Annotated in this window: 10 protein-coding genes; 2 read left to right on the forward strand and 8 right to left on the reverse strand. The window is 43.1% G+C overall.

From position 1 onward, the window contains the following. Nucleotides 1-767: 767 nt before the first annotated feature. The 4 genes from O9X84_RS12540 to O9X84_RS12555 all read right to left on the reverse strand — a co-directional run bounded on the left by O9X84_RS12540 (nt 768) and on the right by O9X84_RS12555 (nt 4,278). The gene (locus O9X84_RS12540; RefSeq protein ID WP_269520115.1) at nt 768-1,232 is read right to left on the reverse strand and encodes a hypothetical protein; all 465 of its coding nucleotides are present in this window, start codon (nt 1,230-1,232) and stop codon (nt 768-770) included. Between the two features lie 98 nt (nt 1,233-1,330). After that, nucleotides 1,331-2,509 (reverse strand): alpha/beta hydrolase-fold protein, encoded by a 1,179-nt coding sequence (locus O9X84_RS12545; RefSeq protein ID WP_269520116.1) that lies wholly within the window; start codon nt 2,507-2,509, stop codon nt 1,331-1,333. Nucleotides 2,510-2,729: 220 nt separating this feature from the next. Beyond that, complete coding sequence (locus O9X84_RS12550; protein ID WP_269520117.1) at nt 2,730-3,488, reverse strand: methyltransferase; 759 nt, start codon at nt 3,486-3,488, stop codon at nt 2,730-2,732. Between the two features lie 28 nt (nt 3,489-3,516). Then, nucleotides 3,517-4,278, reverse strand: a complete 762-nt coding sequence (locus O9X84_RS12555; RefSeq protein ID WP_269520118.1) for a Nif3-like dinuclear metal center hexameric protein — start codon at nt 4,276-4,278, stop codon at nt 3,517-3,519. Nucleotides 4,279-4,497: 219 nt separating this feature from the next. On the opposite strand from O9X84_RS12555, the gene O9X84_RS12560 reads away from it, so the two are divergent. Then, on the forward strand, nt 4,498-4,827 hold the full coding sequence (locus O9X84_RS12560) for a hypothetical protein (RefSeq protein WP_269520119.1): 330 nt from the start codon (nt 4,498-4,500) through the stop codon (nt 4,825-4,827). A gap of 39 nt (nt 4,828-4,866) precedes the next feature. Here O9X84_RS12560 and O9X84_RS12565 read toward each other — a convergent pair whose 3' ends face one another. The 4 genes from O9X84_RS12565 to O9X84_RS12580 all read right to left on the reverse strand — a co-directional run bounded on the left by O9X84_RS12565 (nt 4,867) and on the right by O9X84_RS12580 (nt 12,155). Continuing rightward, complete coding sequence (locus tag O9X84_RS12565) at nt 4,867-5,490, reverse strand: TetR/AcrR family transcriptional regulator (protein WP_269520166.1); 624 nt, start codon at nt 5,488-5,490, stop codon at nt 4,867-4,869. A gap of 60 nt (nt 5,491-5,550) precedes the next feature. Continuing rightward, a complete protein-coding gene (sohB, locus tag O9X84_RS12570; RefSeq protein ID WP_269520121.1) occupies nt 5,551-6,573 on the reverse strand; it encodes a protease SohB in 1,023 nt (340 codons plus the stop codon). A gap of 220 nt (nt 6,574-6,793) precedes the next feature. Beyond that, nucleotides 6,794-9,373 (reverse strand): acylase, encoded by a 2,580-nt coding sequence (locus tag O9X84_RS12575; RefSeq protein WP_269520122.1) that lies wholly within the window; start codon nt 9,371-9,373, stop codon nt 6,794-6,796. Between the two features lie 184 nt (nt 9,374-9,557). Continuing rightward, nucleotides 9,558-12,155, reverse strand: a complete 2,598-nt coding sequence (locus O9X84_RS12580; RefSeq protein ID WP_269520123.1) for a VolA/Pla-1 family phospholipase — start codon at nt 12,153-12,155, stop codon at nt 9,558-9,560. Between the two features lie 306 nt (nt 12,156-12,461). Here O9X84_RS12580 and O9X84_RS12585 point away from each other — a divergent pair, with 306 nt between their 5' ends. After that, on the forward strand, nt 12,462-13,205 hold the full coding sequence (locus O9X84_RS12585) for a YciK family oxidoreductase (protein WP_269520124.1): 744 nt from the start codon (nt 12,462-12,464) through the stop codon (nt 13,203-13,205). Nucleotides 13,206-13,289: the final 84 nt, after the last annotated feature.

Consider the following 13,289-nt stretch of genomic DNA (forward strand, 5'->3'; position numbering starts at 1 on the left):
AATTTGCCTAACATCAACCATGACAGACGAAGTAAACGAGTTCTAAAAAGGCAACGGTATTGATCTTGAAATAGCGGTCAAAGGGCTATCTTTTTTCATTGACAGCCCGGAGGCTCATATGTGTTAGGTGACTTGACTGCAAACATCCTACATTGCCTCTATTTTGTGTCCGCATTTAACAGCAGTGAAAATATTTATATATGTACTCATCTGGTACAAGCCACTTTGAAAACCAATTTCTATCCGACTCTATCTTTTTTGGCACATGACCATAATGGATTAGCGCTCTTTTGTTACATGATGGGCAGCGGTAGAAAAAAGCAAATAGAATTAGAGTCCAGCCAAGTGATGTTGCAAAAATAATGTACGGAATAAGCCAATGTGTCGCAAAAAAGATAACAGGAAGCAATAACCAAAACAACTTATTGGTAACTGTGAATGCTAACCAATAATAGCTAAAAACAGCCTTATTCATATGAATTCCGTGTCACCTAACAATTTACTAGACACCAAACCGGTTTGCCTAAACACACCATCATGGTCTTTTTAATTTTATCAATGTTGTCAGATTACCTTCTAAGTCCTCTTAATAAAACAATAAATTAAAACGGTGTTTTTTGCTCGTAGGTTTAAAAGTACCAAAATGGTGTGTTATGTGGGGATGGTGTACTTCATGCGTTACCATAACGCTATGGATGTGGTCAGTTATGTTGATTTAAATCCAGTACGAGCCAAGATGGCCGGAATATCTGAAACATCGGGACATTCTATAAACTGGTATCTGGCTTTCTTTGTTTTTTTATATAGCGATATAAAAAAACAAGCCAAAGAAGGCTGAAGAATGTGGGGGTTAATGCTTCAACATACGATCCTAAACGAAGGAAATACTTTCCACCTTTAGATAAATAAACAGTAGTAAAGTCGCCCGCTTTATATTCACTGGCATATTTCTCCATTGAACTGCATGTTGAAATATCACCTGGTTTGACATCAATGATAGTTATATTTTCATTGTTTGATAAAATTTTTAATTCCACCTCAATGATGCACCCCCTTTTATTAAACCCAGATTTTCCATTTCTATCGAATTTAGAGTAAATTACTTCGGCTTCTACGACTTGAGAGTCTAAAGTACTAAAAACTCCATAAACCTGAAGAGGCATAAAAAGTACTGTAAAACAAAAACTAAAAAAGGTGAGAATTAAAATACAAATGCCCTTAATCTTTTTCACAAGTTGCATCTTTCCTTGATAGCCCTAATGTTTAGAGAGACAGGCACAAAATTGATATCTCTATACAAAAACATGCCTGTCTTGTTTTATTTTTAAGTTTATTTCTTCAGTAAAGACAGTAAGCGCTTTTGTCTATCAACATAAACTTGGTAACCATCGTGCTGCGGTGTCGAGAGCTCCAATGCCTTGTTTACACTCTCAAGGGCCTTTTTATACTCACCCATTTGTTCGTAACCATACGCTATGCCGTTGTACGGGTCCGGCATTTCTGGGTACTTAGCGATATCGTACTTAAACAACTCAATCGCCTTGCCATAATTTTGCGAACGCACATAGTGATAACCTAATTCTCGAATTACCCATTCAGGCGCCTCTACTTTTTCTCCGCGCTGCTTTGAAACGCGATCGTAATATTTGGCAATGCTTTGAACATCACCATCAAACTGTTCAGGCCTTAAATAAGCTGAAAAAAACAGATTATGATAAGCACTAAAAATAGACGCTGCCGTGACCAAGTTGTGCCGAACACCAGCATAGGCATCATTTATCCACCTCAAACCAGCAGGTTGGTTTGCCCGCATACCTAAAATCATATCATCATAGTAGGGGCGCATTGGCGCCGGTTCGTTGCCTATAGACGTATAGATATAATGATCCAATTGGCTGGAAGATTTAAAAAATGCAATCGTATTTTTTGCCGGCGCGCCATAGTTCCACCACACTGCAGGGCTATAGGCAATCACAGCCTTAAAGAGCTTAGGATTTTGAGTGAGCGCATACAACCCGAATACACCACCAGCGGATCCCCCGGCTATCACCCGAAAATCATGCACCCGGTATTTATTTTCGACCATTGGAATAAGTTCAGTGGTTATAAAAGACAAAAAGTTTGCCCCGCCACCGCCATAACCTACAGGCCCGTATGGGTCTTCATTTGCCGTTGGGAAAAGATCTCGAAAACGGTCCGTATTTTCAATGGCGACTATAATGACTTCTGGCGCAGCATTTTCAGATTGAAGTGATTCAAGAACCGCATTCATTAAAGGTAGATTAACCGCACCGTCTAACCGATAAATAACAGGGTACTTCTTGTCAGGGTTCTCGGCGTAACCTTTAGGAAGTTGAACAACGACCTCTCGCTCCTCCTTTAACACTTTAGATTTAAACTTCTCTACTTTCAGCTCGTAGTTTTTTGCTTCTTTGCTAGGTTCTGCTTGAATTGAGGAGCTAGAAAAAAAACACACTAATATGGTTAGCGCAATACGTTTAAATAACATACCGTTTAAATCCTTTTAGTTGAGAGTAGCTTTTTATGGAGCAGTTAATTATTCAGGTGAGCTTTTACTTAACATTACTTGGTATACAAATGTTAAGCAACAAACGAGAATCGTTGCCATGAGTGCACACTCATCAACCTCACCTCATTATTGGCGCGAATGATAGAGTAAATAAGTTGTTTTTGCGCTTAAGTAGTTTTATGACTCCAAAGTACCGATATTATTTTTTTAATATAAGATGAAAGTACTTTCCTAACCACATGTAGGGCTCAGACCTGTGATATTTTCTCTCAAGTGACAGTAAATCATCGTACTTAGTGGTTTGGTGCGAAATGTCTCGCATGTAGTCGTGAAAGCATCGGATACCGGCTTTCTCCAGTACGGTAAAACCGAGAGAATCGCAGTAGTTAAGCACCTTCCCTGCAGAAAGAGGCTGCTTTGGATTTAATCGAACCTGCTTTTTAGCCTTCATGCCTTTTTCAATGTAATCAAAATTGCCATAAATCGCATTGGCAAACAAATTAGCGTCATGATTAAAGAAGCTTAAACTTAACACCGCCCCTGGCTCCATACGGTCATAAATTGAAGATAACGCCTCATAAGGGTTATCTAACCATTCCAATACAGCATGGCAAATAATCAGGTTGAAGCGGTTAATATCTGTTATCTCTTGAAGAAACTCTTGCCTTATTTCAATGTTTGATCGAATGTTGTCATTGTCACTGTGGGCTACAAGCTCTCTCGCTTGTTGAAGTACATCACTTGATGCATCGGTTAATACAACGCTATGCCCCATTGAAGCTAAGTGTGCAGCCATTACCCCCGTGCCACCACCTATCTCAAGTACTTTACTGTTGGCAACAAGGTGATTATCTAGCACATCACAAAGCAAGGTGTGGCGAAGCTTTCCCTTGGTAGTACCGTAAATATTCTTCGCAAACTTTTCAGCTATACCGTCAAAAATATGGTCATCAATCATAGTGTGAGTTCAAATCCTGTGACGAGAATTAGGCTGGGTTGTCTATATCGACGAACTCTACGCAGATATCAAAATGAGACTTGATGTGCTCTCCCAATGCCTTTGCACCGTAGCGCTCTGTGGCGTGATGTCCAGCTGCAAAAAAGGCAATATCCATCTCTCTTGCCGTATGAATGGTTTGTTCAGACACTTCTCCGGTAATAAATGCATCTACATCCAATTCTACAGCCTGCTCGATAAAGCCCTGCCCGCCGCCAGTACACCATGCTAGGGTTTTTATTGGCGTTGCGTCACTGCCCTCAAGCAAAATAGTCCGTGATAACAGGGAGCCCAATGCATCACGTAACTCTCCTGATGAAAGCGCGTTCTCAAATTCCCCCTGCATTAAAACACCAGTAGGCTTAACTGACGACACCGCTGCAATATTTTTTATCCCCAATAGGTCCGCTAGTTGACGATTATTGCCAAACTCTGGGTGCACATCTAAGGGTAAATGGTAGGCATACAGGTTAATGTCGTTTTCAATCAACGCCTTTAATCGCTGTTTTTTCATGCCGGTAATAGTTTGAGATTCGCCTTTCCAGAAATAGCCGTGATGAACCAAAATAGCATCGGCATTTCGCTTGATAGCTTCATCGATTAGCGCCTTCGATGCAGTAACTCCCGTTACCAATTTTGTAATTTCTCTAGCGCCCTCAACTTGAAGGCCGTTTGGGCAGTAATCGCTTATCTCATTAGCTCTGAGTAACCCGTCGAGGTATGTTTTAAGCACTTGATTAGTAACCGACACGTGAACTCCTTAAAAGCCTTTGCTTGAAAATTAGACAGAATGTAAAAAAAACGTTATAAAAGCCGTGAGCATTTTTTATACTTTAAATTGGTAGTTTTGCAGCTAACTTTCTGTGGCAAAGGAATGGACACAGACAGAAAACACAGCCTCAATATAAAGCAGCCCAATGACAAAACAAGATTAACGATACAAGAGTAACAAAATAAGTACGGGAAAATCATGGCGAAATCAGATAAAAACGATGTTTTAGAAGAATTTACTCATGCCTACGCAAACGTGAATGGTAAACAACCAGATATCCAAGCTAAAAGTGGCTGGTACAGTATTGACGGTGGCAAAAATGTAAGGCTAAGTCGAATACAAGAGATGACCAATGAATTACTAGGCACTGAGAATAAAGCTCAAGCTTCATCCACATCTAAAACGCAGAAAAAGACTATGCCCAATACCATGCCTAAGACAAAATCGAAAAAGAGCGGCTTCTCAGTAAAGCAGTTTTGGGCAGACCAGTTAAAAGCAGATGCGCCCGGCTCTACGCCACCTCGCTAAAATTTAGGTGGCTATCACCCTTTCTTTACGTAACCGCTTTTATCTACCTGCCAAGCCTTGCGCCACAAAGGGTACTAAATGCGCAATCACTTCACTGATATTGACGTGCTTTTGAAAATCTGACTCGGCGATTTCAGTGAGTGCTTGACTTGATGCCATAGAAAAAACAAAGCTGCCAATGGCAAAATGCAAACGCCAAAAAAGCTCTTCCTCGGGAACATGGGGTAAGCAGTGTTGAATTGCGGTAACCAGTGCTCGTACCGTTGCACCGTAGTCTGTCATAATAAAGCGTCGTAAATGGCCTTGAGTCTCGTTATACCCTCTACCGAGTAGTTTAACGAAGTTAGCTGTGCCGTGTTCAGTTACGGTATTAAGCTCAAGCATAGGTGGAATAAGTGTGTAGAGCAGCTTTTCGACGCCTTGGGCTCCTTTGGAAAATTCAAAAGAAGCTAGGCAGGTGTCGATATGGGGCATGAGTTGGTCAAAATAGCGTTTAAAAACAGCCTGAATAAGATTTTTTTTACTACCGTAGTGGTAGTTCACCGACGCGAGATTAACCCCTGCCCGCGTGGTTATCTCTCGCATTGAAGTGTGTGAAAAACCATTTTGAGAGAACAAACACTCTGCTGCATCGAGAATGTCGTTTTTCGTATGCCGTGCCATTTTTTCTTTCTTATTTTGCTCGTAAAGTGGGGCAATCACTACCCCGCTTTCACATGTAGATTAAAACCAGTGTCTGGCTTTACTCCACGATTTCATGATTACACGCTCAACCACTGACGCTGCAGACATTCCAAGCTTTTCAGCAACATTCTTTTTCACTGAGTACTTAACACTGAAAATCTCTCTCTCAGGGTAATGCGATAAGATGTAGTCGTCAGAGGTTGTAATATCATCGATTAAACCAAGCTCTTTGGCTTTGGTACCAGGCCAATACTCACCTGTCGCTACACGATCGATGTTCATATCCGGTCGCTGGCTATGGACAAAATCTTTGAACAACACATGAATTTCTTCAATTTCTTCTTTGAACTTAGCGCGGCCTTCATCGTTATTTTCACCAAACACCGTTAGGGTTCTTTTAAACTCACCTGCAGTATGTTGCTCAAACTCTATGTCGTTTTTCTTTAATAGCTTATGAAAGTTTGGAAGTTGCGCCAACACACCAATGCTGCCTATGTAGGCAAATTGTGAAGCAAGAAGCTTGTCGGCAACACAAGCCATCATATAACCGCCGCTTGCTGCTACTTTATCGACTGAAACAGTTAGCTTTAGCCCTTTTTGCTTTATTCGCTGAAGCTGAGATGCAGCTAAACCATATCCGTGAACAACACCGCCGCCACTTTCAAGACGCACAAGTACTTCATCATCTTTATCAGCGACACATAAAATTGCGGTAATTTCTTCTCTTAGGTTATCCACCTCGCCAGCGTCCATCGAACCTTTAAAGTCGATAACATACATTCTTGGCGGCTTCGGTTCGTCGTTCTTCTGCTTGCCTTTCGCTTTTTCTACTTTCTTTTGTTCTTTCGCTAACTTTTTAGCAGAGTTTTTGTCTAGCAGTACTTGCTTAGCGTATTGTGTAATATCCTTTAGCTGATCTGAGATTGAAGTAATCTCTAACTGTCCTTTACCATGTTTTTGCTTACTTGCTACGCCAACAATAGTTGCAACAACAACCACAAACGCAACCACCAAGGTAACTGCTTTAGCTACAAACAAGCCATATTCGTACAAAAACTCCAAATCTTACTCCTAGTAAAAAATAAAAGGGTCTGAACACTTCAAACCCTTACAAGCAAAGATAAGATGGGTACGTATACGGAAACTGCAAGTACGCTTCCCCATCTTCCTTTCGATTATTGATATTAAGTAACTTGTATTACGTTACTTTTATTACACTCTTGTGCCACATAATACCAGCCCTCGTTCGTTCTGACGATAGCCTATAACGCTAACGTTAGCCCTATTCTGACGAAAGCGTCATTTTCTCAATGGCATTTGCGTCAATATCTTCATCGGTAAAATAGATATCTCGCAGTGTAGGCTGATCAGAATACAACCTAGTTTGATCTAGGAAGTGTTCACTGCCAAATTGACGAGACTGTGAATACGTCAATATACCGCGCCCCTGTGGTCCTTCTTCAGTAAAACTGATCACCATAGCCCAGCTTGTTCCATAGTTAATGTGATACCCGCCAGCCTCTGCACTCATGATGGTGTTGTTGCTCACCGGCTCATAACGGTGTCTTGGTAACAAGGTTTCATCTCGGCCTCGAATACTATCAAACACGTTGAAACCGCCTTCGATGTTGTGAGCACCACCCCAGGGAAGCTTTTCACCACTTGCCGCACCATTAGGTAAACTTCGCTCAACAAACTGAACTTCACCAAGCGTCGCATCAAAAGCAACACCCGCTTGTTCAATAACCTGAACCGCTTTTGCTAATTGCTGCATTGTCGTGTCATTTTGAACTAAACCTGATGGCGTTGTAACAGGAGACTCAAGAGAGAAAGGCACTTCCCACTGTGGGTTTTGATTAAACTGAAATGCAAATTCTCTAAACACATGTGCGCCAACGCTAGAGGTGTTCATTGTACTATCCCACGAACCAAGTGCATCACAGGCAGCCGAGATATCTACATCTGTACCGTCAACGTTTACCGGCATATCACCTTGTTCAGTACATGCTTGTAACAGGCTTGGTAAAATGTCTTCAGCAAGATAACTACGGTTATTAAGTAAAAGTTCTTCTACTTCTTCAGGTGTAAAGGTGTCGTCACTCCCCGCCTCTGTTTCGATAAACTTCTGCCCCATACGAGAGCGCAGAGATTGTTGATTCTCAGTATTTCCATAAAGTGGGTTTACACCCGTTATTGGTGAAGTCAGGTTTGTTAACCAAAAGCTATCGTTTGAGTTTTGCACCGAATCTGAGCCTTCGTATTTTGGCGCTTCCTCATAAGGTACAGGACCATCAAAATCAAATTGTGAAATAAATCCGGGCAGTACAGTAAAACCAGCTACCGCTTTTGTTTGAATTAGCAGTGGGTTTGTCGTTAATTCATTGATAGCGGTTTCGGTGAGGTTTGGAACCGTGGAGTCATCAATGTAAAACACTTGCCCATCGCTTGAGGCGGCCATCGTATTGTTAAAAATCACACCGTCATAATCTTTAAATGCTTGCTTAAATTCGTCCATAGACGAAGCCATATTCATCGCTAGCCAGTGATCGACAATATCAAAGTTGGGCAAGTTTGCGTCCTTTATAGCGAATGCATTTGCGTTATCCCAACCAAAGTTTCCCGGCACTTCTATCATTGGTCCATAGTTGGTGTAGTAGGATGTTTTATTAAGCGCAATAGTTTGTCCACCGCCAACAGCAACTTCTATCTGTAGCGGCTTTTCGTAAATAATGCGTTTATTGCCATCAACTATATGACTCATTCCCGATGCGTCATCTTCATCTAAACTCAATTGATAAACCACAAAATGTTCTGCTGTGGAGAACGTATGTGTCCACGCTACATTCTCATTAAACCCAATATTAACTGCACCAGGTAGACCCATTAAAGAGCTACCAGTTACATTCAAATAATCAGGAATTTGCGCATGAAAGTTCCAAAAGCGTAAATTGCCGGTGTGAGGAAAATGGGGGTTACCTAGTACAATCCCTTTTCCGTTAGTCGTCTTGTCACTCCCTAGCCCCCAACCATTCGACCCCATTTCCTGAGGGTTTCTCTCTGGTAGGGTAATGGTTGGGTTCATTTTAAATACTGTCGTTGGCGTATTTTCAGCACTGGATGCTGCTGGCGCTTGAGCGCTTGCAGTTTGACCTGCGGCTGCAGTTGGCGCAGGGGTTGGTAAGTAATTTTCCCCCTCTGGCGCAGCTAAGAACATAGGCCCTAAGAAATTAGCAGCACCAGGTAGTAGCGCCACACCTAGAGAATAGGTCAGTAAATCTGTGCTATCAATGGGTTGAACCCAAGGCTGCCCCGCGCAACTTTGATCTTGTTCTGCTACAGGGGTTTCATCTAAATAGCGGTTGTAGCCCGCTGTGTAACCTTGAAACATGGCTCGAGAATTGGCAGACAATCGAGGCAAATTGTCTTCAGCTAACTCACGAATGCCTAGTGTGAGAAAGCCAAAGTCGTTGATGAGGTGCTCTGAATCACCGCTGCCAGGCTGCCTATCAGGACCAAAATACTTGGCTCGCTCAGAATTATATTTCAAGATTTGATCGGCTAATACGCACATATTGTCTTTAGCGAACGCGTAGCCAACACCATAGGCCATGCTTTCAAGGTTGTCGGCTTTTACGTGAGGTACACCATAGGTAGTCCACGTAATGTCAGCCGTTAGTGAACCATCGGTGTCAAACGCAGGAACAGGTGTAGGTGCTGTTACTACGGGTGGTGGTGACACTGGAGTGCTGCCGTCTTGCACATCTAAAAAGTCGTTGTTATTGTCACCGCAACCCGCTAAACAAGCGGCAACAGATAATGCAATTAAAGTCCGTGCAGGGTGAATATTTTTCGTTATTGTCATTGATAGTTTCCTTGTGAATAAATGTAAATATGGCGAGGAAATCCCTCAAAGCGTTTCACTCATTGCCACAACACATCCGATCAATTAACATTACATTAACAAAATGGAACATTCAAATAACAGAAACACCTAGAAACAAAAAAGCCGGCTTTCGCCGGCTTTTTGAATGGAACGTTTTTAACGCTTAGTTTGCGACTACAGACTCATCATTGATTGGCAGAAGGCCAGCATCAGAAGAGAGGTATGTTGCAACCTGACGTTGCATTTCGGCGGTCACTGCGGCATTTGAAGCCGGGCTCAAGCTAGATGCGTGAGCACCACTGTTAAACAGTACCAAACCACTGATCGGGTCAGCTTGAGGCCCTACTGTTGTCGATACCTGCTCAAGACCAATAAGGTTAGCTAAAGGAAGCTGACCAGACAACGGCAAAGCAGTAGAAACAGGGATAACTTGGTCTGGCAAGTTTTCCACACTGCCATCACCTACCACTGTCATCATATGCACTGGTGTATTACTACCTAGTGTTTGAGCATAGTTGGTGGGGTCGCCAGCATCCATCACAGTTTGAGCCGCAAAGGCAAACTCAGCAAAAACAGCATTAACCGCGGCAGCTTGTGCATCAGTAAGGTTTGCTTCAAACAATGCCACTGCTTCAGCAAGCTGCGCTTCATTGACATCTGTTGTCTCATAAAGCTGATTTAAAAGAGCAACGAAGTCTTCAGATGCTTGAGAAAGAAGAAGCCCTTTAATGAGAGGCCCGAATGAAGGTGATTCAATTAAGAATTGAGCAGCACCGCCTCCAGGAGACTCAAGAGAAGCTTGCTTTACAGCAAAAAATCCATCAAGCGCAGCTAAGTCGCCGCCCATAGACGTATTCGCTAAAGCTGCAAAATTGCCACCTGTGATTGCGCCTAGCGATACACCCATTATTGAAACACGGCTTGTATCAAACTTAACGCTTTGAGAGGCAGTTGTATCTACTACCGCGTTTAAGCCAAGACGTAAACCGAGTAAATCAGACACGCTTTGACGCAGGTTATCACGTGCAGTAGGCAAACTAGCAAGATTCATGTAGTGCGTTGCACTTACCGACGTAGCGTTAAGGTCGTCAACACCATCACCATTGAGGTCAAATCCACGGCTACCGTGAATTGGCTGGTCGATAGCAATAGAGGCTACACCTGCTAACGCTAGTGTACCGGTAATGGCTAACATGTCTTCTTTTTGGCTAGTGATGCCGTGAGCAAGAATAACTACAGGCCACCCTGCTTCAGGCATACTGATAGGGAAACCTATGGCACCTGCAATGGCTGGGTCTGGAATAGTTACCTGAACATCTAGCGCTTCAGTGCCCATATTACCGCCAGTAGGCTGTGGATATGGGTTGAATTTAGTAATGTTACGAGCACTATCTAATTTTTCACCGTTAACGCGAAGATCGGCAAGACCTAGCGCAGAACAGGTTTGTGCATTTGGACCTGGTGTCGCCGCTGCCAATGCTTCCTGTGGCGCACCTGCTAGCACGATACCGCTGTCACACGCTGCAGTCCAAAACTGATTAACCGGTGCAAGTGGGTTCTCAGCAGACGGAACACCCAAGAAATATGGCAGGTTGATATTACCTTCATAACGCTGGGCTGCGCAGAATGGACCGACTTGGGTTAGGATTGCAGTAGAAACACCTACCGCGAATTCATTCAGCGGGCCCCATTGAGCAGAAAGCTGGCCAGAAACTGTACCGGCCAAGCCTGCACACGTTTCAAGAGCGCTAAAGTCTGTTGCATCAATAAACGCTTGAGTTTGAGCGGGTAACCCTTGTTTACCTGTGTTTACAGCACCGGCAACTACGTCGCTAGTCACGAGGTCGAGTGCTTCCATTGCAGTAGGATCTTCATCGGCATCACCCACTACAATAGCAGGTAAAGCTTGTCCTGCCGTCGGATCGCCAGCACCTGCGCGGGCAGCAAACTCACTAATCATCACTTTTTTGATAGTATCGAGCGAGTTAGCAATCGACTGAGTAGTAAACGCAGACACGTAGGTTAGCTCTTCTCGGTCGTATCCAGCACCAATCAGTGGGTTAACCAAAGAGTTGACTAACCCTTGAAGCTGTAACTGCGCATCGCTTGATAGTGGGTTGGTGTTAATGTCTTGTCTAACTGAATCCCAGGTTGTAGAGCCTTGCACTGACTTACCGGATGAATCTTTAAGGTCGGTAGTCATGACTAACATGTAACCTTGCGCTGGTTTAAGCGGCTTTAACGGTACAAATGAAACCGTGTTGTTATCGGCCAAGCTCAAAACATAATCTACGCCAAACGTAAGCTGTTCACCTAACTTACAACCCGCTGAAGGTATTGAAACCTGAGCGCAATCTGGGTCAGATTGGTCAAGCCCTAGTGTTGCTTCAAACAGCAAAATACCAGCGGAAAGAGATGATTCATCTAGCGATGTATTCACCGGGGTTTCAACATTAATCACGAACGGATGTTGTGTCGACCAACCGTCTAGCACATTTAATGCGTTTTGCGGATCACCAAAATCAGTGGGATCAGCAACCGGTATGTTCAGCGTGTAATCGAAAAAGCCATCATCGCCTGGCAGCATTAATAAGTCGTTGGGAATATTGAGGTTCCCTGTTGCTGGATCAAATACTATTCGCGAAAATGGGGTTTGTACTTCTGTTTCGGCCTGAATGTCGGAAAGGGTTTCATCGGAGCCACCACAGCCTGCTAGACCCAGTGCAAGAGCCACACTGGAACTTAATACGAGTTTTCTCATCTCTACTCCCTACAAGCATTGTTGTTATTCTGTGTCTAAAATTCGGTTTTATTAAAATAATTTGGTCTATCCTGCTGTAACAGGCATAGAAGATAGTTTCAAACATGTTAGACCAGTTGTATCTTCCTCAATCTTATTGACTTTATTGCAACTTTGCAAAGTTTTGTTAACTAGTTAGGTGAACTTTTTTTACGTTTGACTGGTTTTTAACGGGATTGTTTTACTTACCAGCCAACTTGAGTATCATCTCAGCACTTGTAAAACGCTACGCAAACCCGCTTTGCACGATGTAACTGAAGGATAATCATGAACGACTATAATGCGCCCAACAATTTATTAAACAATAAAGTGATACTTATTACTGGCGCCGGTGATGGTATTGGTGCACAAGCGGCTAAAACCTTCGCGGCACATGGTGCAACTTGTATATTGCTTGGTAGAACTGTAGCCAAGCTTGAAGCTGTGTATGATGACATAGTTGCAGCGAAAGGCGCAGAACCAGCCATTGTTCCCCTTGATTTAAAGGGCGCTACTCCTAGTCATTATCAACAGATGACACAGACGATTATAGACCAGTTCGGTCGTTTAGATGGGGTACTGCACAACGCCTCTATTCTTGGCCACTTAAGCGCATTTAAAGATATAGACGCTCAAGAATGGCAAGATGTTATGCAAATAAACCTAAACGGTATGGTGTACATGACACAGGCATTGCTTCCTGCTCTTTTAAAGTCGGATAACGCATCAGTCATTTTTACGACATCGAGTGTAGGCAGAAAAGGCCGCGCGTTTTGGGGAACCTATGCCGTGTCTAAGTTTGCGACCGAAGGGGTTATGCAAACTCTGGCAGACGAATACCAGAACAAATCTATCCGCTTTAACTGCATCAATCCGGGTGCGACGCGCACGAATATGCGCGCTCAAGCTTTCCCGGCAGAAACCCCTGAAACATTAAAAACGCCAGAAGATATTATGCCTACCTACTTGTACTTGATGGGCAATGATAGCGCGACTGTTAACGGTGAGTCGTTGGATTGCCAGCCAAAGTAATTCAAGCCGCTAGATTTGACACAGATACGCTTTGACACCAGTAAATAGTGACTCAGAACCGTATTTACAGGGCAACTAAAACAA

Origin of the sequence: Alteromonas sp. BMJM2 (assembly GCF_027257845.1) — a bacterium.
In the GTDB taxonomy this organism is placed as follows: domain Bacteria; phylum Pseudomonadota; class Gammaproteobacteria; order Enterobacterales; family Alteromonadaceae; genus Alteromonas.

Excerpts from the sequence above, each read along its gene's own strand:
- O9X84_RS12565 (WP_269520166.1), bottom strand. The coding sequence starts at position 5,490 with ATGGCACGGCATACGAAAAACGACATTCTCGATGCAGCAGAGTGTTTG.
- O9X84_RS12545 (WP_269520116.1), bottom strand. The coding sequence starts at position 2,509 with ATGTTATTTAAACGTATTGCGCTAACCATATTAGTGTGTTTTTTTTCT.
- O9X84_RS12550 (WP_269520117.1), bottom strand. The coding sequence starts at position 3,488 with ATGATTGATGACCATATTTTTGACGGTATAGCTGAAAAGTTTGCGAAG.
- O9X84_RS12580 (WP_269520123.1), bottom strand. The coding sequence starts at position 12,155 with ATGAGAAAACTCGTATTAAGTTCCAGTGTGGCTCTTGCACTGGGTCTA.
- O9X84_RS12585 (WP_269520124.1), top strand. The coding sequence starts at position 12,462 with ATGAACGACTATAATGCGCCCAACAATTTATTAAACAATAAAGTGATA.
- O9X84_RS12560 (WP_269520119.1), top strand. The coding sequence starts at position 4,498 with ATGGCGAAATCAGATAAAAACGATGTTTTAGAAGAATTTACTCATGCC.
- O9X84_RS12575 (WP_269520122.1), bottom strand. The coding sequence starts at position 9,373 with ATGACAATAACGAAAAATATTCACCCTGCACGGACTTTAATTGCATTA.